Here is a 25,502-nt window from a genome sequence, read left to right as displayed (position 1 = left end):
GGATAGTTGAATTGCAGCGTGCGTCGATATCCAATGAAATGTCGAACCGCGAGCATCAAGACTTATGCACGACATGTGAAAGCAGCCTGTCTCGTATCAAATCGCGCTCGGAATCGGAAAAGCCGAGGAGTACTCGCGCCGGATAGCGCACCTGGGGGCCGCCTGGTGCAACGGGCGCCACTTCGCCGAGCTGGTGAATGCGAGCGATACGCGCGACGCGGCCGGCGAATCCGATCGCTAGGCCTGCGGGTGCCGCTTCGATTTGCATGTATCGCGCTGTGCGCAGCTTCGCGAACATCGCCGCGCGCTTGATGCGCCCGCGCTTGCCGCGCAGTTTCTTGCCGTCTTTCTTCGCCTTGATCTTTCGCGGCGTGTACGCGGTGCCGTCCGGGTCCTGCTGTGCCGCAATGCGGGCCTGCTGGCTGCGTCTCAGCTCGCGCGCAATGTCGAGCATCGCCCTGCTGCGGCCCGCCGGCGAGAGCTGCATAAGCAGCGCGCCCGCCCACCTTTCAACGGCCTGCAGTTCGTCGGCGCCGCTCATGCGGGAACCTCAGAGCCATCGCGATCGCTGCGCGCGATCACGTCGAGCGGATCGCCAGCGGGCTGCGCGCACCATGAAAGATCATTCGGGTCGAGCTGGGAGTCGTCGACGTGCGTGATCGTGCGCTTTCCGTTCTCGCCGACCTTGACGACAACGCTCTCGGTGAGCTGCAGCTTTACAGACACGTCGGCTGTCGCGTTGGCGAGTATGTCGACTTCATACGTGATGCCGTTCGCACGCTGGTCTGCATTCGTGAACAGGTCCGACTGATAGCGCCGCGCCCACTCCACAACTGCGATGAAAAGATCGTCGGAATCGCCCGCAAAGTCGAGCAGCATGACGTTGCAGATATAGCGGTATTCAAACGACGGCGAGCGCGCGCCCGTGGCCGCGATACTCCCCTGGTCAATGAACACGGTGAGGTTTTCGGGCGAGGACTTGAGAGAGGGAATCGCCGCGACAATCGCCGCGCGCAGGCTTGCCGGCTTAATCATGCGCCGCGCTCCCCTTCGTGCCTTGCTGTTGGCAGTTGAACACCATATCGACGATCGCCGCGCACGAGGCCCATGCGGCGCGCGCGATGGTGAGCGCGTCGTCGAGGTCGCCGTTAGTGCGCGGGGCCATCGCCGGGAACGTGCAGCGCGGCACGGTCTGACACTGCTGCAGCGTAATCGGCGGCGCCGGTTTGGGCGGGGGTGTTGTGCAGGCGGGCAATGTCAAAAGGCAAAGGCGTATCAGCCCATGCGCGAATCTCGGCGTTTTCATCCTTGAGTCTCCGGCTTACCTGCAGGGCTGTCTCGAGCTGGGAAGCGATCGCGGTGCGCGTGCTGTCGAGCTGCTTCTGCTGCCTAGCCTTTTCGGCGGCATCGTCCTGCAGGCGCTTGATCGTGTCGTCGCGGTCGACAATGCCCTGATTCGCGCCGGCGAGCTGCAGCGCGGTCTCGGCGAGTTCGGCGCGCAGCTCGCGAACGTAGAACACGGCGGCCGCCACGGCGAGCAGCGCGACGAGCGCAGCGCCAATCCTTGCGGCGATGCTCATGCGGCCGCCTTTTCGGTGCCAGCGTATTTGTCATACGCGCGCGTGAGCTTCACGTCGTACAGGTTGCGGGCGAAATCCGGCCCGTTGTAGCCCTTGGCGAACGGGCCGAACTTGCGGGCCTTGAGCGATGCAAGCAGGCTGTTGTCGGCCGCCACAAAGCGCACGAATGCGTCGAGCTGGTCGCCCTCGCTGTTCTCCATGCGGCTCACGAAGTCGTCGACGCTCGCATAGCCCAGGCGCTCCCAGTTCTCGCCCATCACCTGAAACGCGCCCCAGCTCGCCGACTCGTATGCGGCCGCCGGGTCGATCAGCTCGGCCAACGCGAGCCGGGTGTACTCGGCCGCGCCGCCCTGATAGCCGCCGGGTGTCTGGGAAACGATGTTCGGGTATTTCGCGGCGAGCGGTGCCGGGTCGATGCCGCGCGCTTTCAGGCGGCGCCAGAAAACATGACGCTCGAACAGGATTTTCGGCCGGCCGTCGACGAGATAGCCCGAGCCGGTCGATTCGACTTCGTTCACGGCACGCACGCACGCGAGCGGCACGCCGAGCGTATCGGCGGCCCGTACGAGGTCCGCGTCGGCGAGGTGCTTCGGGTCGCGCTGGCCGGTCGCGAGCGCGGCGTATGTCTTGGGGCCGGCGATGCCGTCGACCACGAGGCCGGTTTTCGCCTGCAGTGCGCTCACTGCGGCTTCGGTGGCGGCATCGTAGACGTGCGACACGGCGAGCGCATAGCCGGCGCGATTCAGGCGCGTTTGCAGCAGGCCAACGTCGGCGCCAAAGTCGCCGAGGCGGTGCGTTTTCATGGGGCATCACTCCGCAAAAGGCGCGCGACATTACCGCGCGCGCACAAAACGAACAGGGAGAGCAGAACGGCCTTCCCTGCTTCAAAAAATCCGACCTGCTTCGCGTGCAGCGCGAGTTCGATGGACGAGCCGCCGAGCACGACGACGAGCAGCCAGGCGAGCCATGAAACGTGATGCCGGTGGCGTGCGCCGTTGCGGCGATAGGTCAGCAGCTGCAGCGCGGCCACGAGCTGCGCAACGAGCGCGATCGTCGCGAGGGTGATGTGCATGTCAGCCCCCTTTCTTCAGGAACGCGAACAGGTCGACACTTTTGACGCGCTCGATCAGCTGCAGCGTCACGGTAATCACGAGCGCGGCCGCGAAAAAGGCCGCCACGCCACTGGAGCGGATCGGCGTTGCGTTGACGATTTCCGGCGCGGCGAGGTAGCCCATCACGAGCGAGATGAGCAGGTACGCGGCGCGCTTGAGGATGCCGATGTCTTTCGACGTGACGACGACGAGCGCGGCGCCCGTGAAAGCGCCGATCAGCGCGTTTCCGTCGATACCCGGTGCAAGGCCTGCGAGCCCGATCGCGGCCGAGATTGCTGCGGCGGTGGTGGTGTTCGGTTCGGCCATGCGTTCGGCTCCTGGGGTCAGTCAAACAGTTGCAACAGGGGTTTCGTGGTTTGGACGGTCGTCAGATCGGGCAGATCAACGAGCGTGCCAAGCGGCAGCACGACGCCGTAATCGGCGAGGCCTTCATTCGCCTCTAGAACAGCTTCGACCGTGCCATCGGTGCGGCCGTAGTAACGCCAGCAGATCGCGTCGACGGTATCGCCTTGCAGTGCGGTGACTTTCATCAGATCAGCTCGATCGTCGTGCGCCGGATGCCGCGAATATCGGCGAGCGCATTGCGGACATTGCGCCGCGCCTCGCATATCGTCGCTTCGAGTTCTTCGGCTTTCTGTCCGCCCGTTTTGGTCGTGTCGAGGCCGCGGTATTGCTCGGTCAGGTCTGCGCGCACGAGGTTGTAGATCGCGCGGCGATAGCGGATAACGTGTGTGCTTTGGCCGCCGAGCTGCGGCGCCGGAACGCCGTCGAGGTCTGCATACCCGGCCGCGAGCTGCGAGGCCTGCCACGATCCCAGCTCGGCGTTACAGCTCGCCATCGCATCGAGCGCGGCCGAACGCAGGCGCGTATCGGTCACGGTGCCGTCGAGGCGCGATTCTTCGCGCAGCTCGGCGAGTTCGATGTCGGGAAACCAACCGTCATTTGTGAGCGTCGTTGACGGGTCGGGCGGCGTGCTGCTGGCCGTGGGTTCGGTGGCGATAAAGCTGCTCATGACAGGGCTTTGAATAGGTGGCGGTGGACCGGCGTTCGAATCCCGTTGCCGTCAGGTGTAGGGAGTGAACGCCGGTGCCGCCATTGCCGGGGGGGCTCTTTACGTGCGGGCGGCCTTGCGGCGGCCGTCCGCATCGCTCAGCATCTTTTCGAGCCGAGCAATGTTCTGTTTCACGCCGGCGCGCGCGTTGAGCTGCAGCGCCGTCTGAAGGTTTTGAAGTGCTTGCGCTGCGCGACCCCAATCGTGCATTTCGTCGAGCTGGTCGTCGCCGATCAGCTTCATCGCCGCGAGGCCGAGCGCCTTGTACAGCTTCGATCGAATCTGGTCGTGCATGTCGGCCGATTCGGTCAGCTCGCGTACTTCGTTGAGCTGGTCAACGTCGAACGTGCCGCCGTCGGCGATCGCGATGAGCGCAGCGTCGGCGAATTCTTCGGCGATCGCGGCCGGCGCCGCACGCTCGTAATGCGCGGGCAGCGTTAAACCGTGCTGCAGCGCATAGCGGGCGATGTCGAGCGCGCCGGCATAGTCGCCAGCGTCGACGCGCCAGATCATGACCGTCGTCAGCACGTCATCCTGAGCGCCCCGCCCGCCTTTCAGCGCGCCGCTCACGTAGTCGGCGTATTCGGGCAATACCTCGCGTTTCACTTCGATCTTGCGCGCTACGGATTGCAGCGCTTTCAGGCGGCGGCGATCGGCGGCGAGCTTTGCGAGCATCAGCTCGTAATGGCTCGCGCCGGCGAGGCTTCGACCGGGGGCCGCCGAGGCGGCCGCCTGTTCGGCGCGTACGCGCGCCTGATGTCGTCGGGCGGGGGTGCTCATGGTCAGGCCGCCGGTTCGATTTCGATGTTTTCCACGATCGCGCCGCAGCCGTAATCCTCCACGACATACGCCTCGTTGCTCGATTCGTAGTTCTCGATTTGATCGCGCTTCGGGTTGTCGATGATCGAGCGGCGGCGTGCGCCGTTCTGGAAGTAAATCGACAGGTTGTCGAGGCGCGTGATGAGCAGCGTGTTGGCCGGGACAAACGGCGCGCTCACGGCCTGCTTGCCGCCGATGCGCTTGCCGCTGATGACCATATCGAGCGCGGCCTGCTCGGTCGCGACGTTCGCGCTGCTCACGATCGGGAAATACTTGTCATGCAACAGTGCGCTACCCATCACCACAACGACGGCCGGATCGTCGCGATACCACTCGTCAAGCAGCTGCAGGGCGTCGAGCACGAGCGCGTCGAGATTCTTGTAATCGGTGCCTGCGGCCGTACCGACCTTGACCTTTTTCGAGCCTTCGACGGCTTCGTGCATCACGCGATCGGCCGCGTTATCGCGGTACTTCTGCAGCCAGCCCACATTGACATCCTGCAGGAGAGGCTTCGCAGCGCGGTCAGACGTTGCGGCGCGCGATGCGCCATTGAAACCGATGCAGATGCGGTCGAGCGCCGTGCGCTGCAGGATCGCGTCGCGAATGCGCGTCTGGAAGTCGGGAAAGTGCGCCCAGGCATCGAGGCGCGCGTACTTCAGCGCCGTGTCGAAATTGGTTTGCGTGCAGACATAGCCGCTCCCGTCGAGGGTGGTCGGGTCGACCGGCGTGCGGTCCTGCTTGCTCGTGTCGGTCGTGCTCGCGATCGGCGAGCCGATGCCGAGGCCGATTTTCTCGCCGCTCTGCTCGTCGACGCCGACCATGTTGATGCGCTGCAGGAAGGCGCTCGATTGCTGGATGCGCGTTTCGAGCGTTTGCTGCACGGAAGGGTCGACCGTGAATTTCACGGTTGCGTCGGGTACGGCGTTCAGTTGCGCGATCGCCTCCACGTAGGCATTGAACGCGGCGCGGGTCGGGTTACGCATGGGGTGTTTCTCCGAAACGTTGAGGGAAAGGCCTTGGGGTGCGTGCGATCAGCAATCCGTTTTCTGGACGCCATTCGCGCCGGTTGCCGGCGGCCGTTGCTGTCCGGCCGGTTGCGTCGAAAGCGCTGCAGTCAGCTCGTCGAGCTTTTTCGACGTGTCGGCGTGCGCGGCCTTTTCGGTGTCCAGCTCGGCGCGCAGCTCGTCGAGCTTCGCGGCGTACGTCTGCACGGTTTTCGCCTGTTCCTGCGAAAACGTCGCGAGCAGTTCGACGGCCTGCGTGATGTCCTTAAAGCGCTTGTCGTCGGTGGCGCCCTTCTCTTTCACGAAGCCGAGCATTTCGCCCACGCGATGAAACAGACCGGCAACGGCGCCCGCCGGCGTTTGCGTCGCGGGCTCGAACTCGATCACGGTTTCTTCGGCGGCCGAAAACAGGTTTTCGGGTGCCTGCTTGCGCGCCTTGAGCGGGCTGTTATCGCCCTGGCCGGCGGCGAATGCGAGCATTTCGGTGCCGAGGCTCGCGGGGCTGTCGGTCACAGCGAGGCCGATGAGATAGGCCTGCTTCGTGTCGGCAAACGAAAAGTTGATTTCGATCGACGTGTACAGCTTCTGGCGCGACTTCTGCAGATCGAGCAGCGCCTGCGTCGGCGTGATCTGTGCGTACAGCGCGAGCTTGCCCTTGAGCGGGCCATCGTCGACCGGTTCGGCCTTGAGCGCGGACACGTCGCCGTACGCGCCAAACGGGTTCGTATCGGACAGCGGCGCATAGCCGCGAATGTGCTCGCAGTTCACGCGTGCGCCATAGAGAGCCGTGTTGTACTGCGCGGCCATCTGCTGAATCCATTCGCGTTCAATGTTGCGGCCGTCCGTCGTCGCGCCTTCGACGGCCACGCGGAACCATTTCGACGTGCTGGCGTGGTTGCCGTCCGCGTTCGAGGTCGAGCCGATGCCGAGGCCGATCGCGGCGCCTGCGGTGCCGAGGCCGGCGAGCATGTCGCCGTGTTGCAGGCCTGCGCCGATCGCCGTTGTCGCGGCGTGAGTGTCGAGCGCAATGAGCGAGGCCATCGAACCAACGGCGAGAGCCACGAGCGACAACTTGCGTTTGAACATCGTATGTACTCCGACAGGTGAATGTTTGGGTTGCGTCCTCTTTTATGTATGGTGCCGTGCGGAGGTTGTACTCACAACGACGTCCGAACGTGATGCGGCCGGGCACAAATCGCGGTTCTGCGCGCGCGTGCGACGGGCCGGTACGCTTCTGCCATGCTCGAAACTACCGACATCACGACTCCGGCCGCGGACCCGAAGAAGGCCGCACGCGCCCTCTACTGGCAGGGCTGGCGCGTGTCGTCGATCGCCCGTCATCTGGAGCTGAAGCGATCGACCGTCGAAACATGGAAGCAGCGCGACGGCTGGGACAAGGCCGCACCGATCGACACGATCGAGCTGACGACCGAAATGCGCGTCAACGCGCTCATCTCGAAGGAAAAGAAGGACCCGGGCGATTACAAGGAAATCGACCTGCTCATGCGGCAGCTCGAACGCATTGCACGGGTGAGGAAATACGGGGAGACCGGGAAGGAATCGGATCTAAACCCGAACATCGCGGCGCGCAATGAGGGGCCGAAAAAGGGAAGCCGCAATGCGTTCAGCGAAGCGCAGATCGAAAAGATCAACGAGGCGTTTCGTGATTCGCTTTTCGACTATCAAAAGGTCTGGTATCGAAACGGCGATCAGCGCACGCGCAACATTCTCAAATCGCGGCAGATCGGCGCGACGTGGTATTTCGCACGCGAGGCACTTGTCGATGCGCTCAACACGGGACGGAACCAGATTTTTCTGTCCGCGAGCAAGGCGCAGGCGCACGTATTCAAGCAGTACATCACGCAGTTTGCGCGCGAGGCGGCCGATGTCGACCTGAGCGGCGACCCGATCGTGCTGCCTAACGAGTCGATCCTTTACTTTCTCGGCACGAACGCGCGAACCGCACAGAGCTATCACGGCAACTTCTATTTCGATGAATATTTCTGGGTGCCGAAATTCACGGCGCTCAACAAAGTCGCGTCAGGCATGGCAATGCACAAGCATTGGCGCAAGACATACTTTTCGACGCCTTCGAGCATCGGGCACGAGGCGTACAAGTTCTGGAGCGGCGAGCATATCAATCGTGGCCGTGCGAAGGCCGATCACATTCGCTTTGATGTCACGCACCAGGCGCTCGCGCGCGGCCGCCTTTGCGAAGACAGGCAATGGCGGCAGATCGTCACGGTCGAGGATGCTGCGCGGCTCGGCTGCACGCTGTTCGACCTCGCCGAGCTGAAGCTCGAATACAGCGCCGAAGAATACGCCAACCTGCTCATGTGCCAGTTTATCGACGACACCGCGTCGATATTCACGCTGGCGAACCTGCAGCGCTGCATGGTCGACTCGTGGGAGGAATGGACCGATTTCGAACCGCTCACGCTGCGCCCGTTCGGCCATCGGCCCGTATGGGTCGGCTATGACCCTGCCCTTTCCGGTGATTCGGCCGGCTGTGTTGTCGTCGCGCCGCCCGTGGTCGAGGGCGGCCCGCTGCGCGTGCTCGAAAAGCATCAATTCCGCGGCATGGATTTCGAGGCACAGGCCGAATCCATCCGGCAGATCACGCAGCGCTACCACGTCACGTACATGGCGATCGACACGACCGGCATAGGTCAAGGCGTCTATCAGCTTGCGAAGCAGTTTTATCCGGCTGTGGTGGCGTTCAACTACTCGCCCGAAGTAAAGGGCCGTCTCGTGCTCAAGGGGCTCTCTGTCGTCGGCAATGCGCGCCTGCAGTTCGATGCCGGCTGGACAGACCTCGCGGCCGCTTTCATGGCGATCAAAAAGACCGTGACGGCAAGCGGCCGGCAAGTCACCTATGAGGCTGGCCGCAACGAGGAAACCGGACACGCTGACCTCGCCTGGGCCACCCTGCACGCAATTTCAAACGAGCCGCTGGAAGGCATGGCGGCTCGCAATTCCGGCTTTATGGAGATATCCGCATGAAGGCAAGACACAGGCGCGCGCAGCTCGCGCGCGAAACCACGCCAGCCGCTGCGGTCGCATCGCGCCCCGCGCCGGCAACAGCATTCACGTTCGGCGATCCCATGCCCGTGCTCAACCGTGCCGAGCTGCTGGACTATGCCGAGCTGGTGCAGATCAACGGATGGTATGAGCCGCCGGTCAGCTGGTCGGGGCTCGCGAAGTCGTTTCGCGCTGGCACGCATCACGCATCGGCGCTTTACTTCAAGCGCAACGTGCTCGCGTCGACGTTCATCCCTCACAAACTGCTCTCGCGCGATACCTTCAGGCGCTGGGCGCTCGATTTCCTGATGTTCGGCAATGGATATCTGAACCGGGAAAAAAGCCGGCTCGGCGGAACACTGCAGTTCTCGGCGCCGCCGTCGAAATACGTGCGCCGGCGTGTCGACCTGCAGAGCTATGTCCAGACAGACGGATGGAAAGCCGTTCACGAGTTCGAGGCGGGCTCGGTTCATCACCTGATTGAACCGGACATCAATCAGGAGGTGTACGGCCTGCCGGAGTACCTGGGCGCCCTGCACGCGGCATGGCTCAATGAATCGTCGACGCTCTTTCGGCGGCGCTATTACGAGAACGGCAGTCACGCGGGGTTCATCCTGTACGTGACCGACCCGGCGCAGAAGCAGGAGGATATCGACGAACTGCGCTCAGCGCTGAAAAGCGCGAAGGGCCCAGGCAATTTCCGAAACCTGTTCTACTACGCGCCACAAGGCAAGAAAGACGGGATTCAGCTGATCCCGGTGTCGGAGGTTGCCGCGAAAGACGAGTTTTTCAACATCAAGAACATCACGCGTGACGACCTGCTCGCGGCACATCGTGTACCACCGCAACTGCTCGGCATTGTGCCGAGCAATACGGGCGGATTCGGAGCGGCCGATACGGCTGCGAAGGTGTTCGGACGCAATGAAATCGCGCCGTTGCAGACGCAATTTCTTGCTTTCAACGAGTGGGCGGGCGACGATATCGTAAGGTTCGCGCCGTACACCATCGATCTCGTCGATCCTTCTCCCGGGAAAGGGAATTCGTGAGACTGTGGATCTGGCGCCTGAGGAACTCTTCCGCGAGTGGTGTGGCGGGAGTTGGAATCCCGCCGCCTTCGATCTCGTGCCTGTGAATCAGCGGCTCCCAGAGGTCAAGTTTTATTCGCCAAACGAACTCGGGTTGACGCTTAAGAGCCGCCGTTGCATGGGATCAATGTTTCGTGCCCCGCTTTTTCTTGGTCAGAGACGCTGGGCCTTTGCCGACCGCTGGGAATACGGCGGCTGGCTTTTTGGTCGGTGGGCTGCATACATTCCGAGCTGCTTCCAGTATCAGCTTACGATGCTCTTCGTCGGGCTGGACGGCGAACAGGAGAAGATAATGAAAATTTGATGACGGGTTCGCCACTGGAGCGATCGATCTTTCCTTCAGGCGATTATGGAGGCCGCTCTCAGCATTTTTCATTGCGGCTGGAATTTTATCGACACACCAAGTCCAGTCAAAGCGAGGGTTTTTATCGTGATGAAAACCAGGCATCACTTTCGCGAGCGCCCTTTGCGCTTCCTTTCGTGACATCGGTTTATCACAACAGTCAGCATGCAACAGGCCCCATAATTCAAAACACGGATCGGACAAAGAGACAGGAATAGAATTTTCGCGCGCCCTTGCCAGCGCGGCATCCAAGTCCTTGTGCTCGTCTACGTCAAAAACCGCCCAGACGATCGTGTCGTCGTCCTCAGCTTCATGCGCCAGACACGCTTTCACGATTGTGTCTGGCGACCCCGCGCCATCCGCGATGTCAAGCAGCACTACCCCGGAGTTCTTGGCGATTTTCGAAAAATAATCTTCAATATAAAACCGCTCAGTTACCTCCCCCTCGCAGTAAACGAAAATTCCAATTTTCCGTTCTCTACGCGGCCCTCGCCGCTCGAGCGGTTTATCCTGGCCGAATGGTTTCGGTGCGCGCGCCATGGTCAGCTCACCAGCGTCAAATCACGACCAAAAAAAGGAATAGCCCCGTATCGTCCTTCGAGATAACCTTTCTCTATGTTTTCCTTTTTCCTGGCACTGAAATCGGTTAGAGGATAGCAACATGTTTCCCCAACGTCGTTCTTTTCAGAAAACCAAACTTCATCTCTTCGAAGCAGATCGCTAGATAGCAGATTTGTATCGTGCGTTGAAAAAACCAGCTGTGCGTGCTTAGGGTTCAACTTTGGATCGGTAAAATGTTGAATGATTTTTTCCCCCAATTTCGTATGCAAATTTGTCGCGATCTCATCAATGATGAGCACGCCTCCCAACACCAAGGTTACAGTCATGGGCAGAAGCAAATTTACGAGCTGCTTGGTGCCTGAACTTTCGACTCCGTAGCGCAACTTATATGTTTTTCCATCGGCACCACGGTGCGTGAAATATAGACGGTGCTCTTTCTCCTGACTCATCTCGGACGGCAGTTCAACCTGGAATGTTTCTCGCATGAACGCAGACATTTTTGCGAACATCTCACGGCGACTTACCGACGTATCAGTTTGCTCGACCTCATAATCAACAATGCCCGCATCAATGTTTGATAAGAATTGCAGCAAACGTTTCTTGCCCGGAAACTCAAGCAGTCTTTTTGCTATAGACTCTTCTGCCGCCTCCGTCATTCTCACGCGGCCTATTAGTTCATTAAAGAACTTGGCTATCGGGGTTAGCTGAGAATGATCTAATTCACGAGCCCGTGTAAGTAACAGGGACGTGCTTATCTCACCCATCTGCCTCAACGTCTTGTCGACATTTTTGAGCGATGGGCCAAAGTATGCGTGTGGCGATTCACTGAGAAAATCTCTTTGAAATAAAATATTACGGGCCTTCTTCGGGTAGGAGTAAAGCCATTCTCTGACAATGCCGCCGGCGTTGAACGAGAAGCCATACGTATACCTTACGCCCTCAATCTCAACGTCAGCCTCAAGCGTCGTGGGTTGCAGCTTGGACTCTTCATCCAACGCAAACGGTTCGTAGATGATCTGCTTTGCACCGGTCCAATCGCCATCGGCCTCTTCAACGCCCTGGGCAAACGTCACAAGTGCATCCAGCATGTTGCTCTTCCCTGCGGCATTGGCCCCATATAGGACGAGGATTGGCAGAACGCCGGTTGATGGTTCCTTTTGAAGTCGGCCGGTGACTGGATGAGGAAGCTCGTCCCTCAGGTGAGTGGCCGCAATCCAAGAAATCTCTTGCACTTCCTTTATGGATCGATGGTTCTGAGCGCTGAAACGTAGCAACATGGCATATCTCCGAAAACTTTGGGGATTTTCGGATGTTTTCCGCAAAAACGTCAACAACTTTACGTCAAAGGCCTCCCGAAAAGACAAAATTCGTGTGAGGCCCAGCGCTACCAGCCGGTCTAAGTCGGGCTTTGGGGGAATGTGGAAGTCTGCCTTCCCGTCCTGACGCGATGGGTGTGGTCCGGCGACAGTCGGGGCTTCTGCACGTTTCAAAAGCTCGACGCCTCAGGCGACATGGGGTGCAAACATTGCGTCAAAGTGCTGTTTTCTTGCGTTTACGTGCGTCAACTTCGACGCGTGAGGAACCGGTCGTGCTGTAGCAGTGGCGAGACTTACTGGCCGCGCGCCTTCTGCGTCAAAACGATCCCTTTTAAAAGCGCGCAGGCGGGGAGGGGGACCGCGTTTTTCGGTTCTGCATTGCCGCTGCGCGTGCCCCGCCCCCGGCGCCGCTACTGCCCCTCGGGGCGGCCAGCTAGCCATTCCACGCCGCTCCCCCCCGAACTCGCTGAACGCATGACGTCTGCCGGCGCATTCACCGCCGCCGATTCCGTGCGCCCGCGTCTGGTTATACTGTATATTCGTACAGTATTTAGTCCGAGTTGATGACATGCCGCACCGCCCGCCGCTCACGGCCACCCGCCCTGTCGAAATCTGGGAGGAATGCCCGCAGCCGCTTGTGCTGGAGTTGCGATGGAAGATTCACCGGCTGCGCGCGACCATCATGCGCGCGCACCAGATTCGCAGTCTGCTCGGCTCTCGCGGCTCCGGCGTCGTGCCTTCCACACTGTCTGGAGTTGCTTCGAACGAGAGCTTGACGCCGAGCCCTGCCTCACGCACAAGCCCACGCCGCGCCAGCAAGCCGTGATCGACAGCATCGTGGGCAGGCGCGACGCTGGCAAAGGCTAATGCAAAGCACATGCTTGATATCACATTCTCGCAGTGCATCGAGTTCTTTCAAGTTTTTTGGATTTCTTGCCGATAAGACTCAGCGTAACCCCTTTTTTATATTTAGCGGAGATTTGCCGATGGATTGGAGGATGGTCTCAGTTGAAAATTCACTTGAAAACCTAAAATCGAAGTATTCAAAGAAATTCCTTGGCGGCTTGCTGCTCAGAAGTTTATTCGTGTTTTTATTTCTTTGGGCAATATCTTTTACCGTTCCTGCCGGGTTGCACCATTTTTTTGTCGTTAATGCGGTCGTGACTCTTGCGCTGGGCATTCCCCTTGCCTTGATTGTTCGCAGCGGGTCATTGAAATTTTTATTTGTTATATTCAAGTATCGAGCGCTCAATTTTTATGAGGGACTTGAACGCCAACAGCAGTTATATTTTAATATCATCGCAATCACACCCTTTCTGGGTTACGTGTACGCAATAGATGTGCAGCAGGCTTTTATTCCGCTTTTGGCGCTATTTTTCATATACTGTCTTGGCGTTGTTGCTTTCGATATTATTCGAATCTACGTTCGCCTTTCAACGACGTTAGTTGGGAAAGCTCTATTGGCCGTCGGATTTGCCGCTGGGTCAAATTTCGCTTTCGCTTTGGCTGGGAGGGTTATTGGTGATTTGACTCATGTTCCACCATTGACGTTCCCACATACACTTTCATTCTTGGCAATCGCCGCAATACCTTTTTTATTTGTTTTTGCCGGCGCAATCTATATTCCGGTCTTTGTATTATTATTTCCAATTTTAATTTATGTTTTGCAATTTATCCAAAAAACCCCGCAACTAATGAAGTGGTTGCTTGGTTTTCAAGTCAATGAGACGAAGCGCCGTTATGTTACGTCGACATTCATTTTTCAGATTATTTTTTATTTATCAGTTGCCCTTGTGGTGCCAAAGTTTTTTTTCAACATGGCTAGCCGGAATGCGAAGGGAATCAATTCGACAATTGGAAAATCAATATATGAATTCGACATGTATCCCGGAACTGAGTGCAAGAGTGATTCGAGCTATCGATATGCGTCGCTTGGAGACGAAAATTACATTTTGGCAAGCAAAAAGGTCGGCGTGATTAAATTCGATCCACCCAAAAAATGCGCTCTTTAGTCCGGAGGAAGGTAGGCAGACGCCAAACTTCTGTTTGCTCATGTGAGCGCTACCCGCCCGGCAATCGCAACTGACGTAACCTTTTCGGGCGCGCTCTACGTCGGCCACATGCTGCCTTAGCAGCCGCCCTGTCCGTCTATATATCGAGCTCAAGTTCTCGTGTTGTGCGTCGCTCCCGGTGCGGTATAGGAATTTCGGGCGGGTACATTTCAAGTCTGGTCCGATATGTGTGACCGCACGTCACGTCATCGCACTGGAAGTCAAGCAGCCACGACACGGGCGATTCCTTTTCGATCGACCTAGCGATGCCGCGCGCGCCGCAGTGCGGGCATTTGATGGTGAACCTCATACCACCCTCGCGAGCGCCACGGTCGTGCGCGCATTGACGCCGCCGCGCAGCATTGGTGATGGCCGTACTTCGAGCGCAATGTCGGCGCGCGGCTTCGCTGACGCCGACAGCGAGAACAGGATTTCAAAACCGGCCGGCGTGCGATAGCCGCATTCGTCGCAGACAAAATACATGCGGCGCATCGTGCCGGACAGGCGCTCCGTGTGCCGCGCGTCGATTTCGCCATCGCAGCAAGGACAATCGATTTTCATGGTCGTCATTCCCGTCTCCGGTCAGTACGAATAGCGCCGCCCCCGGCGAAATTCAGGGCTGCGCCGTCGAAATCTGCATCGATCGGCGCGGCCGCGTGGTGTTCAAATGCGAGCTCTGCGGCCGGTCGCGTACAGTTATTCACACAGGTCCGAGGCGCGCGCTGCGCGCGCTCCAAACCAAAACCACTCGCACGCGTTACCGCGCGCGAGACTTCCCACTGGTAGCGCTTCGAGTCAACCGTGACCGTGCGCGGCATCACATCGACCCAGTTGCCGATCGCGTCGCGCACCTTGGCAGCTTCGAAGTACTCAACGCCGACAGGCTTCGCTGCAGATTCCTCGCCGTAAGCCGTGCGCGAGCCATCGCGGAACGTTGCAAGGCGCACGCGATAGTCGCGCCCGCAATGCACGCCGCCCTGCGCGTTCACGTAGTGATCCCATGCGACAGACGCGTTGTCGCGCCCTTCGAGCTTGGCGACGCGGTTCACGGCGTTATGCGCCGCGCGGACATGGTCAGGCGCATCGGCCGGAACAGATTCGACGCGTCGCAGCTCACGCCATACCGTCACCGGCGGCCCGCCGATCTGCTGGAACTGCCGAATGCGCCAACGCGACGCCCACGCCTCAACGCGTGCAGACGTTTCGAGCGCGTCGTTTCCGATCAGGTCCTTGTCAAGCTTGTAGCCGTCGATGTTCTTCGCGACGTACTTCGCGATATAGGCAGCAGCCGTGCCGAGTGCGGCGTCCATGCGCTTGAAGTCGCAGCGCTTCTCCTGCGCGCCTGCTTCATCGCCATCCATTTCGAGCGCGTAACGGCGCACGACCGCTTCGACGGTCTTGTCGTGCTGCGGCGGGTAGAAAACGAGCAGATGCCAGTGAGGCGTTCCGTCGTGCTGGGGCTCAGCAATACGGAAACCGTACAACGTGATGCCGTGCCGCGCGAGCGCGGCGCGGATACGCGCCCATACGCCACGTAGATAGCCCTGAGCCTCATCGGGCTTTGTACCGTCGTAGCGCGTGTTTCGGATCGCACGCGTGCCGACCATCTTGAAGGCGTGCATTTTCGACGGGCAGGTGATCGTGAGGAACAGGCCCGCATGCGCCGAGGCTATGGCAATGCGCTCGAAACCGGCGATGCGCGTCATGAGTTCGGCGCGACGAATCGCCTTGTTGGCCGGCCCCTTTGCCGACAGCTCGGCTAGCGTGAATTCCTGGTCGGTGTCGAGGTTGTGCGCAATCGTCGTTTCGAGCATCGCAGCGTTGCGCGCGTTCTGCGCTTCGCGTGCTGCGAGCCCTTCATTCGACACGTAGACGTCGCGCGTGCGATTGACCAGCCCGAAATCGATGGCGGCCGCCTCAACCGCGCGCGCGTGTGCGCGGCGCATACGCATCGTCCACCACTTTGGCGCGATCATCCGGCGCACTGCGCCGTCGTCCGTAATGCGGCCAGTGGCGGGCATCACGCCGCGCGATACGCAGAAGTCGGCGAGCAACGCGCGCGCTTCGAGGACTTCGAGAGGTGCCAGCTCAAGCGCCGAAATGCCCGCGGCTCGCGCGGCGCATCGCCCTGCTTCCTGCCACGCTTCGAGCGAGAGCATACGCACGCGCGCCTGTTCTGCGCACTCGCGCGCATACGTGACAACGTCGTGGTCGAGCGCATCGAGCGGCAGCTCATTGCTAACGGCATGGCCGGCGAGCGCCGCAACCGCGTCACGCAATGCAACGTTGGCCGCGCGCTGCGCGTCGTTCTGTCCCGTGACCTTCTTCGGGTTGAAGGATGCGCGGCGGCGATCCCATTCACGCATCATGTTGGCCTGCCAGCGACGCGGGAACGGCGCGACGAGCCCAGCGGCCCATACGTCGTTAGCGCCGAGCATTACGCGAAGCCCCGCACCGCTCGGGAGATTGCAGCCCAATACGCGTCAGGCGTCACGTTCAAGCGGCGCGGGGTCGTGCTTTGCCGCGCGCTGTGCGTTGTCTTCGCGGTGGTGGTGAGAATGGATTTGATGCGGGTCAGCTCCGCGTCGCCGCGCTCCGTTGCGCGGATATGCGCGACGCTCGGCGCCGCCTGCGGCTGGAACGACAGGTGCGTATCGCCCGCATAGCCAATATCGCCATCCTCCACGCGATATCCAATTTCCCCGAAAGCGGTGGACGTGCGCATATCAGTCACGCGCCGAGCCAATAAAAGAAGCGGTCAAGCGCGCGAACGAGGCGCGACTGACGACGATAGAACGGGCCTTCGATGGTGTAGCCGCCGAGCGCCGAGGAATGTATTGGCGAGACGGTTTTGAGGGAGGGTTTGCGGTGCGATTCGGCCTGATCACCAGATGCGGACCGGGTGCCGAAATAGATGATCGCGCCCTTTTCGAGGGTCGCGAGCCGTTGCAAATTGGAGATATTTGTAACGAGTTGTTGCCGTGAAGCTTGCATTTTGCTTTCCCCTTGTCAACCCCGAGAGCAATGTTTTTGAGAAACATCGCCCCGGCGGCCGGGTAGCAAATCCAGCACTGGCGGGGTTGAGGACCAGTAGCCGAGGCGACAGGCGAAGGATAGTATCAGTCACGGAAACGTGTCAATGGCTGATACGTCTCATTACTAGAGACTGTTGCATTGAATGAAGCGTCGCAGTACCTTTGACGCCGGGTTGATTCACTTTGATTTACAAGGGGTTGTCTATGAAAACGACAGTCGAATGGCTCGACGCGGTGAAGATCCGCCTCGACCTGCCCTCCGATTACGCTGCTGCGAAGGCGCTGAACGTGACGCGCGGCGCGGTGAGCAAGTACCGCAACCAGCAGTCAGTTTTTGACGAAAAGACGGCGATCCGAGTAGCCGAGATTCTTGGGATTGATCCGCTGGAAGTGATTGCGTCCGCAAGGGTCGAGAGCGCGAAAGATGCCGAAACGCGTGGCGTTTGGTTGCACGCCTTGGAAATTTTTTCCAAGGGTTTTCGGCTGCTGGCGCTACCCGCTAACGCTTGTGGGACTTGGCTCCCACAGGTGTAACGCCAGCTAAAAGTTAGCCTCTGCAACGACTAGTTTTTATGTTATGTAAAATACCATTATGCCCCAGGCACACCTCCTGCGACACCACCCCCATAGCGTCCCGCCCAGGAGCAACATCAATGATGTCGGCCCACCCATCCAGCGCCGCCCCTAATCCCGGGCCGACCCGCGCCCAGCGCCTCGCCGGCTGGCTCGGCCTGTGCGCGGTTCCGCTTATCTGGCTGCTGCATCTGGCGCTGGGCGTCGTGCTCGTCTCCACCGCCTGCGCCGACGCCGTCGCCAAGGATCCGATGCCCGGCTGGCACGGCACGCAGTGGATTCTCGGCGTCGCCTCGATCTGCGCGCTCGTGCTCGCGCTCCCCATCACCTATGCCGCCGGCCGCGCCTGGCGCAAAATTGCCTACGTCGCAAAGGAAAAGCGCGACGCACGGCGCTTCATCGCGTGGTGCGGTGCCACCACGTCTGTCGCCTTCACCTTTGGACTCGCTTTTTCGATCTGCATACTGGTCGCTGTCCCGATCGAGCGCCTCTGCACGGCCTTCGACTAGGCAACGCGACGACAGTACTTCCACGCGCGGCAGCCCATCAAAAACGGTCGATCATGCCAAACTGCACGCCGCGCACCGGCGCACCCGGCCACGACGGCGGCAGGCCAGTGACGTTCACGCCGCGCAGCGTGAAGGTTGCATCGTTGCGATTGCGCAGCCACCCTGCGCTCGCGTAGAGCAGCACGCGCTTCGAGAGGTCATATTCGCACGCGGCGCTGAACTGGTCCGCGTCGTTGTCCGCGCCCGAGAGGTCGTGCACCCACGCATAGCCGAGCGAAGCGCGAAATCGCGAGGTAATCGCGTAGCGCGCCGAAACCGAGATGCCATTGTTGTGGTTGCGCGGGGTACCGCCATCGCCGTTGAAGTACGCTAGAAAGCCCGTCACCGGCCCGAGGACGTACGACATGCCGCCCAGGTTCGCGCGGAGCGCCCCATCGCCGGTTTGCTGCTGGTGCGCATACGAAATGCGAAACGGCCCGTGCCGCCACTCGACGGTTTCGATATTGCCGGCGAGTCCGTTACTGCCCGTCGATGCGTCGCGCAGCGAGGCCATCAGCGTGGTCGAAAAGCCGTAGATATCGGGCGAAAGATACGTAATCGCGTTGCTTTCGTACGGCGTGATCTTGGAAAGATTATTCAGGCCCGAGGCGATGGTGCCGGCGCCGAACGCGTCGAGTTGTCCCTTGAACGGAATGTAGATCGGCGAATACTGGCGCCCCACGCGCACCGTGCCCCACTGGGTGCCGACGCCTATCCACGCCTGGCGATTGAAGATCGTGTTGGCCACGGCGAAAGTGCCGTCGCTGGAGCCGAAGCCGTTTTCCAGTTCGAACAGGATCTTGATGCCGCCGCCTATGTCTTCCACGCCGCGCACGCCGAAGCGCGAGCCGCGATACGCGCCCGAGTCCATGCGCGCGACCCAGCCCGCGCCCGGGTTCGTCACCTCCAGGCTCGTATCGAGCGCGCCGTACAGCGTGACCGAGCTTTGCGCGTGTGCGCCTGTCGTGTGCAATGTGGCGAAGGTTGCCGCGGACAACATCGTCCAGACGCGCGCCGCGCGCAATGTTCGATTCATGAAAGGAAAAACGGGTGAGGCGCACGAGCGGTGCGTCGCATGCTGCATGAAAAACGGCAGGCGCTATGCGAGCGCCCGCCGCCGCGTGGAAAACCCCCAGGCCGCGGCCGCCCGGTGCTGCCGGGCGGCTCGCGCGCGACTCATTGCTTCGGCAGCGCGTAGGCAATCACATAGTCGCCGAGCTTCGTGCCGAACGAGCCGTGGCCGCCCGCTGCGATCACGACGAACTGGCGGCCGCCCGCCGCGTACGTCATCGGCGTGGCCTGTCCGCCCGCGGGCAGCCGTGCTCGCCACAGCCGCGCGCCGTTGTTCACGTCGAAGGCGCGGATGTAGTTGTCGGCCGTCGCGCCGATGAAGATCACGCCGCCAGCCGTCACCATCGGGCCGCCGAGCATCGGCATGCCGGTGCGGAAAGCCACCGGAACCGGCGAGCTGTCACGCGTCGTACCGATGCGCTTTTTCCAGATGATCTGGTTGGTCTTGAGATCGACCGCGGAGATGTAGCCCCACGCCGGCTGCTTGCACGGCAGCCCGAGCGGCGACATGAACGGATTGAGCGTCACGCCGAACGGCACGCCGTATTGCGGCTGGATGCCCGACTCCGTGCCGCTGCCCTTTGCGCCCGGCTGCGGCTCGATCGGGTTGCCCTTCCCGCGCGGAATGAGCCGCGAGACGAACGGCAGCGCAATGGGGTTCGCCACGGCAATCTGGCGGTCGGTGTCGATGGCGAGCCCGCCCCACTCGAACATGCCGAGGTTGCCCGGAAAGACGAGCGAACCCTGCTCCGAAGGCGGCGTGAACGTGCCTTCATAGCGCAGCTTGTGGAACATCACGCGGCAGATGAGCTGGTCGTACATCGTGGCGCCCCACATGTCGGCGTCGGTGAGGTTCTTCGACGGCCGGAACGTGAGCTGCGAGAACGGCTGCGTGGGCGAGACGTGGTCGCCGGGCGCGGCGCCCTGCGGCACCGGCATTTCGGGCGCGGGCACGACGAGCTGGCCGGTGCGGCGGTCGAGCACGAACAGGTTGCCCGTTTTCGCGGGCGCATACACCACGGGCACGGTCTTGCCGTCCTTGTCGGTGATGTCGGCGAGCGTGGGCTGCGAGGGCATATCCATATCCCACAGGTCGTGATGCACCGTCTGGTAGAACCACGCGAGCTTGCCCGTCGAGGCGTGCAGCGCGAGCAGGCCGCTTGCGTAACGCTCCTGGTCGGGCGTGCGGTCGCCGCCCCAGATGTCCGGCGTTTTTACGCCCATCGGCAGATAAACGATGTCGAGCTTCGCATCGTAGGCGGCCGGCGCCCACGAGTTCGGCGAATTCCACGTGTAATGCTCGCCCGGGCCCGGAATCTTGTTCGGGTCCGCCGCGCCCGGATCGAACGCCCAGAGCAACGCGCCGGTGCGCACGTCGAAGCCGCGAATCACGCCCGAGGGCTCGCGGTTCGAGAAGTTGTCCTCCACCGCGCCCGCCACGATGATCACCTTGTTGGTGACGATGGGCGGCGACGTCGGCTCGTACATGCCAGGCGTCGTGACCGGCATGGCGTGCTGCAAATCGAGGTCGCCGTTGTTGCCGAAGCCCGCGCAGCGCTCGCCCGTGAGCGCGTCGAGTGCGTAGAGATGGCCGTCGTTCACGGGCAGCAGGATACGCTTCATGCACGTGCCGTTCGCGGCGACCGGTGCGGCCGCCGCCGTGGATTCGCTCGCGGGCGCGGCGGCTTCCGTCGCCGATGCGGCGTCGCTGGCCGGCGCAGACGCATCGGCGGCCGAAGCCGCGGCGGCGTCCGAAGCGGCCGCCGGCGTCGTGGCGGTCGCGCCCAGATCCGCCGCTGCGGCGTTCACGGACGCCGCCGAAAGATCCACGAACGACGCGCCCCGGCAGGTCACGTGCTGGAACGAGGGATCGGGCTGAAGCTTCGGATCGAACTTCCATTTAAGTTCGCCCGTTTGCGCGTCGAGCGCGAACAGGATCTGATGCGGCGAGCACAGATAAAGCAGGTTGCCGATCTTGATCGGCGTGACTTCATTGGTGATTTCGACCGGATCGTTGGGCCCCTTCATGTCGCCCGTGCGGAAGGTCCAGGCCACCTGGAGGTTGTGCACGTTCTCGGGCGTGATCTGCTGCAGCGGCGAATAACGCGTGCCTTGCTGGTCGCGTCCATAAGCGGGCCATTCGGACGGGTCGATGCCGTCGGCGTTCGGCGCGGGCGTTGCCCTCACCGCCGCGAGCGAGCCGTTGATCTGCTGCGGGTCGTTGAAGTGCGCGTACACGAGCACACCGCCCCACACGAGCAGCCCGACCACGAGCGAGAGCACGCCGAACTGGCGCGGACGATCCAGGTGCCAGCTCATGAGCACGAGCAACCAGATGCCGAACACCACCAGCACACCCGAGCGCGGCACGAGCGCCCAGAAGTCGGGCCCGGACTCCCACAGGCCCCATATGGCCGTGCCGATCAGCACGATCGCGTAGAGCACGAACGCCGCGGGACTCGCGCGCCACAGCAGCAACGCGAAAACGAGCAGCAGCACGCCCGTCACGACGTAGTACGGCGAGCCGCCGAGCGAAATGAGCCACGCGCCGCCAACCAGCAGATAGACCGCCGTGAGCAATGTGAACAGCACGGAGATGACTCCGATGAAGCCCAGCGGTTTCGATACTCTGGCCATGATCTCAACCTTCCTCGAAGAATGCCGTTTGCGATGGCGGAAAAAGCGGAAAAAGCGTGACGTCAGAACACATGCATCATCCCGACGTAGGCGCCCGTTTGCGATTGGCCAGCCATGGGGCTGGTCGGCGTGCTCGAATCGCGCGGCGTGGCGAACACGGAGAACGTGCCGTTCCTGCTGTTGTTCACATACGCGAGCGTGCCGTACAGGAACGTGCGCGCGCTCAGGTTGTACGTCGTGCCGAGCGCGTAGAGCATGGCGTGGCTTGCAGGGTCGTGCGAAGCGTCGCCGCCGCCCTCGCCCACGTGAATATAGAAACCCGCGGCGGTCACCGCGAACTTCGGCGTGGCCTGGTAAGTCGCGCCTAGCCAGTAGTGATCGGCGGTATCCGAAATGCCCGGCGGCGAGTCAGGCGCGGAATAATGCGTGTACGCGGCCTGAAACTTGAACTTCTGCACGCGCAGATTGCCGCCCACGAAGTATTCGCGCGAGGCCGTGAAGATGTTGGAAAAGCGTCCGCTCGAATCGCGCAGTTCGTCGTAAATGCCGCGCAGGTCGAAGAGTGTCGAATGGTACGAGAGCATGACGCCGTCCGAGCGGCCAAACTCGCCTTCGGCGCCCGCGTTGAAGTTGCCCGGCTGGTTGCCGAACGAATACTGCCCCTGCACGTCGAGGCCGTTCCACACGGGGCTGTGATATTCGACGTTGTTGCTCGTCTGCTGCCAGTTGCGACCGCGCACGAGCGAGGCCGACGACACCGCCTGCTGCACGAACGGATCGAATGCCCACACGCCGTCGCTGTCGATGAAGAGATTACGGCCGGCTTGCAGTTGGCCCCACGTGTCGTTCTTCACCCCCACATACGCGCGGCGCGACCAGAGCCGGCCGCCGCCCGTGGTGCCGTTCATGATCTGCACGGCGGTTTCGAGGTTGAAGATCGCGGCGCTGCCGCCGCCCAGATCCTCGCTGCCCTTGAGGCCGAACATGCTGGTGCCCCAGTCGCCGCCTTCGGCGCTCCAGCGGCTCGCGCTGCCGCCGTTGCCGTTCGCGATGTGATTGAGATATTCGATACCGCCGTCCACGCGGCCATACATCGTGACACTCGATTGTGCGCACGCGGCCGAACTGGCGGCGAACAGCATCACAGCGCCCAAAGTCGTTTTCAAGTTGGCTACCTTGCGGAGTCTTTTTGTCGGTCCGGTCCGCGCCCGGGCGGACCACGCGGTTTAACGTACAAGCCCGGCGCATCCGGGGTCCATGCCGGACACATCGCGCACTAAAAAGCATAGCGCGCAGTGAAAAATCCCGCATTTTGACTGGACGGCGCACAGTTGCACGCGCGCGACGGCGCCGGAGGACGTAGCACATTGCGTGCCGCGGCCGTCGTCTGTTAACGACTGGATGCGCGGGGAAGATTCCGTGTCGAGGCCACTTCGCGACGCTCGGTCAACACCTTGTCGATGCAATCGACGAAATATTCGGCCGCCCGCGTGAGTTGCGCCTCGGGCGGCGAGAACAGATAAAGCCGCAACGGCGGCGGTCGATCGGGTAGCGCCAGTTCGACGAAGGAGCGGCCCAGTTCCGTCTCCTGAAGCGAATGGCGCGTCCACGCGAAGACGGCGTCGGAGAGCAGCGTGAGGCCGTAGAAAAGCGCATACGACGTGCAACGGGTCACGCGCTGCGGCGGTTCCAGCCCCGCGCGCTCGAACATCGCGCGCAGCATGTTCGGGTAGAGGTCGGTGACGTCGGTGTGAATCCACTCGGCCTGCTGCAATTCGGCCAGCGTCGTTGCGCCCGCGAACACGCCCTTCGCTCGCGTGATGAACACCGAGTCGTATTCGAAGAGTTCTTTCACCGTGCCGATGTCGTCGCCGGGATTCGCCGGAAAGGCGGCGAATGCGAGGTCGAGCGTGCGGTTGCGTAGTTGCTCCCGCAACTGGTTGATGCCCAGTTCGCGGAACTCGATCGTCACGAGCGGCCAGTGGCGGCGAAACGCGACGAAGGCCTCGGCGAGGCCACCAGTGCCCGCAATGGGCGTGACGCCGATCACGAGTTTGCCGTCGCGCTGCCCCTTCAGGTGCGCGAGGTCCTCTTCGGCGCGCTCCAGCTCGCGCACGACGGTGCGGGCGCGCTGCAGCAGCGCCGCGCCCTCGGCGGTAGGCACCACGCCCCAGGGGTTGCGCTCGAGCAGTCGCACGCCGCATTCGTCCTCCAGTTCGCGCAGCGCTTTCGTGATGGCCGGCTGCGTGACGTGCAGCCGTCGCGCCGCGGCGTTGAGGGTGCCGGTCGCCGCGATTTCGACGAGCGCCCGAAGCTGATGGATTTTCATGATGCGGTGGATATTACCATTGGTTATCGGTATGCCGATTTTTGCTTTTTTATTTCGACCGATCGTCCTTAGTCTCTGTTCCCGAAGGCCGCCGTACACCGGGCGGCCACATCGGGGACCACCACATGACGCACGACACCAGCACCGCCCTGCTCGCGGCGCTTCGCGAGCACGAGCCGCAATTCATCACCATTCGCCACGATATTCACGCGCATCCCGAACTGGGATTCGAGGAGTCGCGCACCGCGCGGGTCGTCGCGGAAAAGCTCGCGCAATGGGGCTATGAGGTCACGACGGGCATTGGCGGCACGGGCGTCGTGGGGCGCCTGAAGCGCGGCGGCGGCACGCGCGCGATCGGCCTGCGCGCCGACATGGACGCGCTGCCCATTCAGGAGACCACGGGGCTGCCCTACGCGAGCACCGTCGCGCAGACCATGCACGCGTGCGGCCACGACGGCCACACGGCCACGCTGCTCGCGGCGGCCCACCATCTCGCGACGCAAGGCGACTTCGACGGCACGCTCAACGTGATCTTCCAGCCCGCCGAAGAAGGCTTGGGGGGCGCCTCGCGCATGATCGCCGAGGGCTTGTTCGAGCGCTTCCCGTGCGACCAGGTGTTCGCGCTGCACAACGCGCCGGGCGTGCCCGTGGGCCACTTCGCGGTGCGGCACGGCTGCATGCTGGCCTCTTCCGACACCGTGACGATTACCGTAACCGGCCGTGGCGCGCACGGCGCGATGCCGCAGCAAGGTTGCGATCCGATCGTTGCGGCCGCAAGCATCGTGATGGCGTTGCAGACCATCGTCTCGCGCAACGTGGACCCCACGCGCGCCGCCGTGGTGACAGTGGGCGCGATCCACTCCGGCAAAGCCGGCAACGTGATTCCCGAAAGCGCCGCGCTGCAGCTTTCCGTTCGCGCGCTCGACAGCGAAACGCGCGACACGCTCGAAGCGCGCATCCGCGCCATCGCGGAGCACCAGGCGCAGTCGTACGGCGCGAGCGCCACCGTGGACTATCGCGCGATCTCGCGACCGCTCGTGAACGATCGCAACGCCACCGAACACGCGATCGACGCCATCGAGGCGATCGCCGGCAAGAGCGGCCTCACGATGATGCCCGACGCCGTCATGGGCAGCGAAGACTTCTCGTGGATGACCGAGAAGCTCCCCGGTTGCTACGTACTGCTTGGCAATGGCGTGGGCAGCGTGGGCGGTTGCAGCGTCCACAACCCCGGCTACGACTTCAACGACGCCGCGCTCGTATGGGGAGCCGCGTGGTTCGTCACCCTCACCGAGCGCTATCTGCGCAACGTTTGATCGAGGCGTTTTCCGGGGCTTCGCCCCTCTCCGCAGTTTCTGACCAACCT

The 25,502-nt window shown here is 61.8% G+C and carries 29 protein-coding genes; 6 read left to right on the top strand and 23 right to left on the bottom strand.

Going from position 1 to position 25,502, the window contains the following annotated elements:
- Positions 1-55 precede the first annotated feature (55 nt).
- The 12 genes from U5768_RS04035 to U5768_RS03980 all read right to left on the bottom strand — a co-directional run bounded on the left by U5768_RS04035 (position 56) and on the right by U5768_RS03980 (position 6,652).
- Positions 56-541 (bottom strand): phage virion morphogenesis protein, encoded by a 486-nt coding sequence (locus tag U5768_RS04035; RefSeq protein ID WP_322029098.1) that lies wholly within the window; start codon positions 539-541, stop codon positions 56-58.
- On the bottom strand, positions 538-1,035 hold the full coding sequence (locus tag U5768_RS04030) for a phage tail protein (protein ID WP_322029097.1): 498 nt from the start codon (positions 1,033-1,035) through the stop codon (positions 538-540). The genes U5768_RS04035 and U5768_RS04030 overlap by 4 nt, the downstream gene beginning before the upstream one ends.
- On the bottom strand, positions 1,028-1,255 hold the full coding sequence (gene lysC / locus U5768_RS04025; protein ID WP_322029096.1) for an Rz1-like lysis system protein LysC: 228 nt from the start codon (positions 1,253-1,255) through the stop codon (positions 1,028-1,030). The genes U5768_RS04030 and lysC overlap by 8 nt, the downstream gene beginning before the upstream one ends.
- Complete coding sequence (gene lysB, locus U5768_RS04020) at positions 1,149-1,580, bottom strand: Rz-like lysis system protein LysB (RefSeq protein WP_322029095.1); 432 nt, start codon at positions 1,578-1,580, stop codon at positions 1,149-1,151. Before lysB ends, lysC begins: the two co-directional genes overlap by 107 nt.
- A complete protein-coding gene (locus tag U5768_RS04015; RefSeq protein ID WP_322029094.1) occupies positions 1,577-2,383 on the bottom strand; it encodes an N-acetylmuramidase family protein in 807 nt (268 codons plus the stop codon). The genes lysB and U5768_RS04015 overlap by 4 nt, the downstream gene beginning before the upstream one ends.
- Complete coding sequence (locus U5768_RS04010) at positions 2,380-2,652, bottom strand: phage holin family protein (RefSeq protein ID WP_322029093.1); 273 nt, start codon at positions 2,650-2,652, stop codon at positions 2,380-2,382. Before U5768_RS04010 ends, U5768_RS04015 begins: the two co-directional genes overlap by 4 nt.
- A 1-nt stretch (position 2,653) precedes the next feature.
- Positions 2,654-2,998, bottom strand: a complete 345-nt coding sequence (locus U5768_RS04005) for a putative holin (RefSeq protein WP_322029092.1) — start codon at positions 2,996-2,998, stop codon at positions 2,654-2,656.
- A gap of 17 nt (positions 2,999-3,015) precedes the next feature.
- Positions 3,016-3,222: a tail protein X gene (locus tag U5768_RS04000; RefSeq protein ID WP_321931533.1), complete on the bottom strand. Its 207-nt coding sequence runs from the start codon at positions 3,220-3,222 to the stop codon at positions 3,016-3,018.
- A complete protein-coding gene (locus U5768_RS03995) occupies positions 3,222-3,704 on the bottom strand; it encodes a head completion/stabilization protein (RefSeq protein ID WP_322029091.1) in 483 nt (160 codons plus the stop codon). Before U5768_RS03995 ends, U5768_RS04000 begins: the two co-directional genes overlap by 1 nt.
- A 99-nt stretch (positions 3,705-3,803) precedes the next feature.
- Complete coding sequence (gene gpM, locus U5768_RS03990) at positions 3,804-4,529, bottom strand: phage terminase small subunit (protein ID WP_322029568.1); 726 nt, start codon at positions 4,527-4,529, stop codon at positions 3,804-3,806.
- Positions 4,526-5,545 (bottom strand): phage major capsid protein, P2 family, encoded by a 1,020-nt coding sequence (locus U5768_RS03985; protein WP_322029090.1) that lies wholly within the window; start codon positions 5,543-5,545, stop codon positions 4,526-4,528. Before U5768_RS03985 ends, gpM begins: the two co-directional genes overlap by 4 nt.
- Positions 5,546-5,593: 48 nt before the next feature.
- Positions 5,594-6,652 (bottom strand): GPO family capsid scaffolding protein, encoded by a 1,059-nt coding sequence (locus U5768_RS03980; RefSeq protein WP_322029089.1) that lies wholly within the window; start codon positions 6,650-6,652, stop codon positions 5,594-5,596.
- Positions 6,653-6,805: 153 nt separating this feature from the next.
- On the opposite strand from U5768_RS03980, the gene U5768_RS03975 reads away from it, so the two are divergent.
- Both U5768_RS03975 and U5768_RS03970 read left to right on the top strand, forming a co-directional pair.
- Positions 6,806-8,569, top strand: a complete 1,764-nt coding sequence (locus U5768_RS03975; RefSeq protein ID WP_322029088.1) for a terminase ATPase subunit family protein — start codon at positions 6,806-6,808, stop codon at positions 8,567-8,569.
- Positions 8,566-9,633 (top strand): phage portal protein, encoded by a 1,068-nt coding sequence (locus U5768_RS03970; RefSeq protein ID WP_322029087.1) that lies wholly within the window; start codon positions 8,566-8,568, stop codon positions 9,631-9,633. Before U5768_RS03975 ends, U5768_RS03970 begins: the two co-directional genes overlap by 4 nt.
- 163 nt (positions 9,634-9,796) lie before the next feature.
- Here U5768_RS03970 and U5768_RS03965 read toward each other — a convergent pair whose 3' ends face one another.
- Both U5768_RS03965 and U5768_RS03960 read right to left on the bottom strand, forming a co-directional pair.
- On the bottom strand, positions 9,797-10,555 hold the full coding sequence (locus tag U5768_RS03965; protein WP_322029086.1) for an RloB family protein: 759 nt from the start codon (positions 10,553-10,555) through the stop codon (positions 9,797-9,799).
- Positions 10,556-10,557: 2 nt separating this feature from the next.
- Entirely contained in the window at positions 10,558-11,853 is a 1,296-nt protein-coding gene (locus U5768_RS03960) for an ATP-binding protein (protein ID WP_321939771.1), read from the bottom strand.
- 1,037 nt (positions 11,854-12,890) lie between these two features.
- Here U5768_RS03960 and U5768_RS03955 point away from each other — a divergent pair.
- A complete protein-coding gene (locus tag U5768_RS03955) occupies positions 12,891-13,904 on the top strand; it encodes a hypothetical protein (protein WP_322029085.1) in 1,014 nt (337 codons plus the stop codon).
- A gap of 136 nt (positions 13,905-14,040) precedes the next feature.
- On the opposite strand, the gene U5768_RS03950 is transcribed toward U5768_RS03955, so the two are convergent.
- The 5 genes from U5768_RS03950 to U5768_RS03930 are packed head-to-tail and all read right to left on the bottom strand — an operon-like array spanning position 14,041 to position 16,937.
- The gene (locus U5768_RS03950; RefSeq protein WP_321939766.1) at positions 14,041-14,253 is read right to left on the bottom strand and encodes an ogr/Delta-like zinc finger family protein; all 213 of its coding nucleotides are present in this window, start codon (positions 14,251-14,253) and stop codon (positions 14,041-14,043) included.
- Entirely contained in the window at positions 14,250-14,513 is a 264-nt protein-coding gene (locus U5768_RS03945; protein WP_322029084.1) for an ogr/Delta-like zinc finger family protein, read from the bottom strand. Before U5768_RS03945 ends, U5768_RS03950 begins: the two co-directional genes overlap by 4 nt.
- Positions 14,510-16,381, bottom strand: a complete 1,872-nt coding sequence (locus tag U5768_RS03940; RefSeq protein ID WP_322029083.1) for a replication endonuclease — start codon at positions 16,379-16,381, stop codon at positions 14,510-14,512. Before U5768_RS03940 ends, U5768_RS03945 begins: the two co-directional genes overlap by 4 nt.
- Positions 16,381-16,668 carry a hypothetical protein gene (locus U5768_RS03935; RefSeq protein WP_322029082.1) on the bottom strand — a complete coding sequence of 96 codons (288 nt, stop codon included), beginning with the start codon at positions 16,666-16,668 and terminating at the stop codon, positions 16,381-16,383. Before U5768_RS03935 ends, U5768_RS03940 begins: the two co-directional genes overlap by 1 nt.
- Positions 16,669-16,673: 5 nt before the next feature.
- Positions 16,674-16,937: a hypothetical protein gene (locus U5768_RS03930; protein WP_322029081.1), complete on the bottom strand. Its 264-nt coding sequence runs from the start codon at positions 16,935-16,937 to the stop codon at positions 16,674-16,676.
- Between the two features lie 245 nt (positions 16,938-17,182).
- On the opposite strand from U5768_RS03930, the gene U5768_RS03925 reads away from it, so the two are divergent.
- Both U5768_RS03925 and U5768_RS03920 read left to right on the top strand, forming a co-directional pair.
- Positions 17,183-17,512 carry a helix-turn-helix transcriptional regulator gene (locus U5768_RS03925; protein ID WP_321939757.1) on the top strand — a complete coding sequence of 110 codons (330 nt, stop codon included), beginning with the start codon at positions 17,183-17,185 and terminating at the stop codon, positions 17,510-17,512.
- A 119-nt stretch (positions 17,513-17,631) separates the two neighbouring features.
- Positions 17,632-18,060, top strand: coding sequence for a hypothetical protein (locus U5768_RS03920; RefSeq protein ID WP_322029080.1), 429 nt, complete (start codon positions 17,632-17,634; stop codon positions 18,058-18,060).
- A 37-nt stretch (positions 18,061-18,097) separates the two neighbouring features.
- Here the strand turns inward: U5768_RS03920 and U5768_RS03915 are convergent, their stop codons facing one another.
- The 4 genes from U5768_RS03915 to U5768_RS03900 form a co-directional block, all read right to left on the bottom strand.
- On the bottom strand, positions 18,098-19,135 hold the full coding sequence (locus tag U5768_RS03915; RefSeq protein WP_415913845.1) for a porin: 1,038 nt from the start codon (positions 19,133-19,135) through the stop codon (positions 18,098-18,100).
- 140 nt (positions 19,136-19,275) lie between these two features.
- Positions 19,276-21,807, bottom strand: coding sequence for a glucose/quinate/shikimate family membrane-bound PQQ-dependent dehydrogenase (locus U5768_RS03910; RefSeq protein ID WP_322029079.1), 2,532 nt, complete (start codon positions 21,805-21,807; stop codon positions 19,276-19,278).
- Between the two features lie 62 nt (positions 21,808-21,869).
- Positions 21,870-22,949, bottom strand: coding sequence for a porin (locus tag U5768_RS03905; RefSeq protein ID WP_322029566.1), 1,080 nt, complete (start codon positions 22,947-22,949; stop codon positions 21,870-21,872).
- Positions 22,950-23,197: 248 nt separating this feature from the next.
- Positions 23,198-24,136, bottom strand: coding sequence for a LysR family transcriptional regulator (locus tag U5768_RS03900; RefSeq protein ID WP_322029078.1), 939 nt, complete (start codon positions 24,134-24,136; stop codon positions 23,198-23,200).
- 125 nt (positions 24,137-24,261) lie between these two features.
- Between U5768_RS03900 and U5768_RS03895 the strand changes: the two genes are divergently transcribed.
- Positions 24,262-25,452, top strand: a complete 1,191-nt coding sequence (locus U5768_RS03895; protein ID WP_322029077.1) for a M20 aminoacylase family protein — start codon at positions 24,262-24,264, stop codon at positions 25,450-25,452.
- Positions 25,453-25,502: the final 50 nt, after the last annotated feature.

The organism is Paraburkholderia sp. J76 (assembly GCF_905220295.1).
GTDB lineage: Bacteria > Pseudomonadota > Gammaproteobacteria > Burkholderiales > Burkholderiaceae > Paraburkholderia.
Note: the sequence above shows the minus strand (reverse complement) of the source record. Positions and strands in the feature narration are given on the sequence as shown.

What these genes read in the sequence shown, in the direction of transcription:
- U5768_RS03965 (WP_322029086.1), bottom strand. Translation starts at nt 10,555, where the DNA reads ATGGCGCGCGCACCGAAACCATTCGGCCAGGATAAACCGCTCGAGCGG.
- U5768_RS03930 (WP_322029081.1), bottom strand. Translation starts at nt 16,937, where the DNA reads ATGCAAGCTTCACGGCAACAACTCGTTACAAATATCTCCAATTTGCAA.
- U5768_RS03980 (WP_322029089.1), bottom strand. Translation starts at nt 6,652, where the DNA reads ATGTTCAAACGCAAGTTGTCGCTCGTGGCTCTCGCCGTTGGTTCGATG.
- U5768_RS04015 (WP_322029094.1), bottom strand. Translation starts at nt 2,383, where the DNA reads ATGAAAACGCACCGCCTCGGCGACTTTGGCGCCGACGTTGGCCTGCTG.
- U5768_RS03900 (WP_322029078.1), bottom strand. Translation starts at nt 24,136, where the DNA reads ATGAAAATCCATCAGCTTCGGGCGCTCGTCGAAATCGCGGCGACCGGC.
- U5768_RS03945 (WP_322029084.1), bottom strand. Translation starts at nt 14,513, where the DNA reads ATGACGACCATGAAAATCGATTGTCCTTGCTGCGATGGCGAAATCGAC.
- U5768_RS03960 (WP_321939771.1), bottom strand. Translation starts at nt 11,853, where the DNA reads ATGTTGCTACGTTTCAGCGCTCAGAACCATCGATCCATAAAGGAAGTG.
- U5768_RS04035 (WP_322029098.1), bottom strand. Translation starts at nt 541, where the DNA reads ATGAGCGGCGCCGACGAACTGCAGGCCGTTGAAAGGTGGGCGGGCGCG.
- U5768_RS04010 (WP_322029093.1), bottom strand. Translation starts at nt 2,652, where the DNA reads ATGCACATCACCCTCGCGACGATCGCGCTCGTTGCGCAGCTCGTGGCC.
- U5768_RS03950 (WP_321939766.1), bottom strand. Translation starts at nt 14,253, where the DNA reads ATGAGGTTCACCATCAAATGCCCGCACTGCGGCGCGCGCGGCATCGCT.
- U5768_RS03895 (WP_322029077.1), top strand. Translation starts at nt 24,262, where the DNA reads ATGACGCACGACACCAGCACCGCCCTGCTCGCGGCGCTTCGCGAGCAC.
- U5768_RS03975 (WP_322029088.1), top strand. Translation starts at nt 6,806, where the DNA reads ATGCTCGAAACTACCGACATCACGACTCCGGCCGCGGACCCGAAGAAG.
- U5768_RS03970 (WP_322029087.1), top strand. Translation starts at nt 8,566, where the DNA reads ATGAAGGCAAGACACAGGCGCGCGCAGCTCGCGCGCGAAACCACGCCA.
- U5768_RS03985 (WP_322029090.1), bottom strand. Translation starts at nt 5,545, where the DNA reads ATGCGTAACCCGACCCGCGCCGCGTTCAATGCCTACGTGGAGGCGATC.
- U5768_RS03955 (WP_322029085.1), top strand. Translation starts at nt 12,891, where the DNA reads ATGGTCTCAGTTGAAAATTCACTTGAAAACCTAAAATCGAAGTATTCA.
- U5768_RS04030 (WP_322029097.1), bottom strand. Translation starts at nt 1,035, where the DNA reads ATGATTAAGCCGGCAAGCCTGCGCGCGGCGATTGTCGCGGCGATTCCC.
- U5768_RS03920 (WP_322029080.1), top strand. Translation starts at nt 17,632, where the DNA reads ATGATGTCGGCCCACCCATCCAGCGCCGCCCCTAATCCCGGGCCGACC.
- U5768_RS03995 (WP_322029091.1), bottom strand. Translation starts at nt 3,704, where the DNA reads ATGAGCAGCTTTATCGCCACCGAACCCACGGCCAGCAGCACGCCGCCC.
- U5768_RS03905 (WP_322029566.1), bottom strand. Translation starts at nt 22,949, where the DNA reads ATGCTGTTCGCCGCCAGTTCGGCCGCGTGCGCACAATCGAGTGTCACG.
- U5768_RS03940 (WP_322029083.1), bottom strand. Translation starts at nt 16,381, where the DNA reads ATGCTCGGCGCTAACGACGTATGGGCCGCTGGGCTCGTCGCGCCGTTC.
- U5768_RS03910 (WP_322029079.1), bottom strand. Translation starts at nt 21,807, where the DNA reads ATGGCCAGAGTATCGAAACCGCTGGGCTTCATCGGAGTCATCTCCGTG.
- U5768_RS04000 (WP_321931533.1), bottom strand. Translation starts at nt 3,222, where the DNA reads ATGAAAGTCACCGCACTGCAAGGCGATACCGTCGACGCGATCTGCTGG.
- U5768_RS03935 (WP_322029082.1), bottom strand. Translation starts at nt 16,668, where the DNA reads ATGCGCACGTCCACCGCTTTCGGGGAAATTGGATATCGCGTGGAGGAT.
- U5768_RS03915 (WP_415913845.1), bottom strand. Translation starts at nt 19,135, where the DNA reads ATGAATCGAACATTGCGCGCGGCGCGCGTCTGGACGATGTTGTCCGCG.
- U5768_RS03925 (WP_321939757.1), top strand. Translation starts at nt 17,183, where the DNA reads ATGAAAACGACAGTCGAATGGCTCGACGCGGTGAAGATCCGCCTCGAC.
- U5768_RS04005 (WP_322029092.1), bottom strand. Translation starts at nt 2,998, where the DNA reads ATGGCCGAACCGAACACCACCACCGCCGCAGCAATCTCGGCCGCGATC.
- lysB (WP_322029095.1), bottom strand. Translation starts at nt 1,580, where the DNA reads ATGAGCATCGCCGCAAGGATTGGCGCTGCGCTCGTCGCGCTGCTCGCC.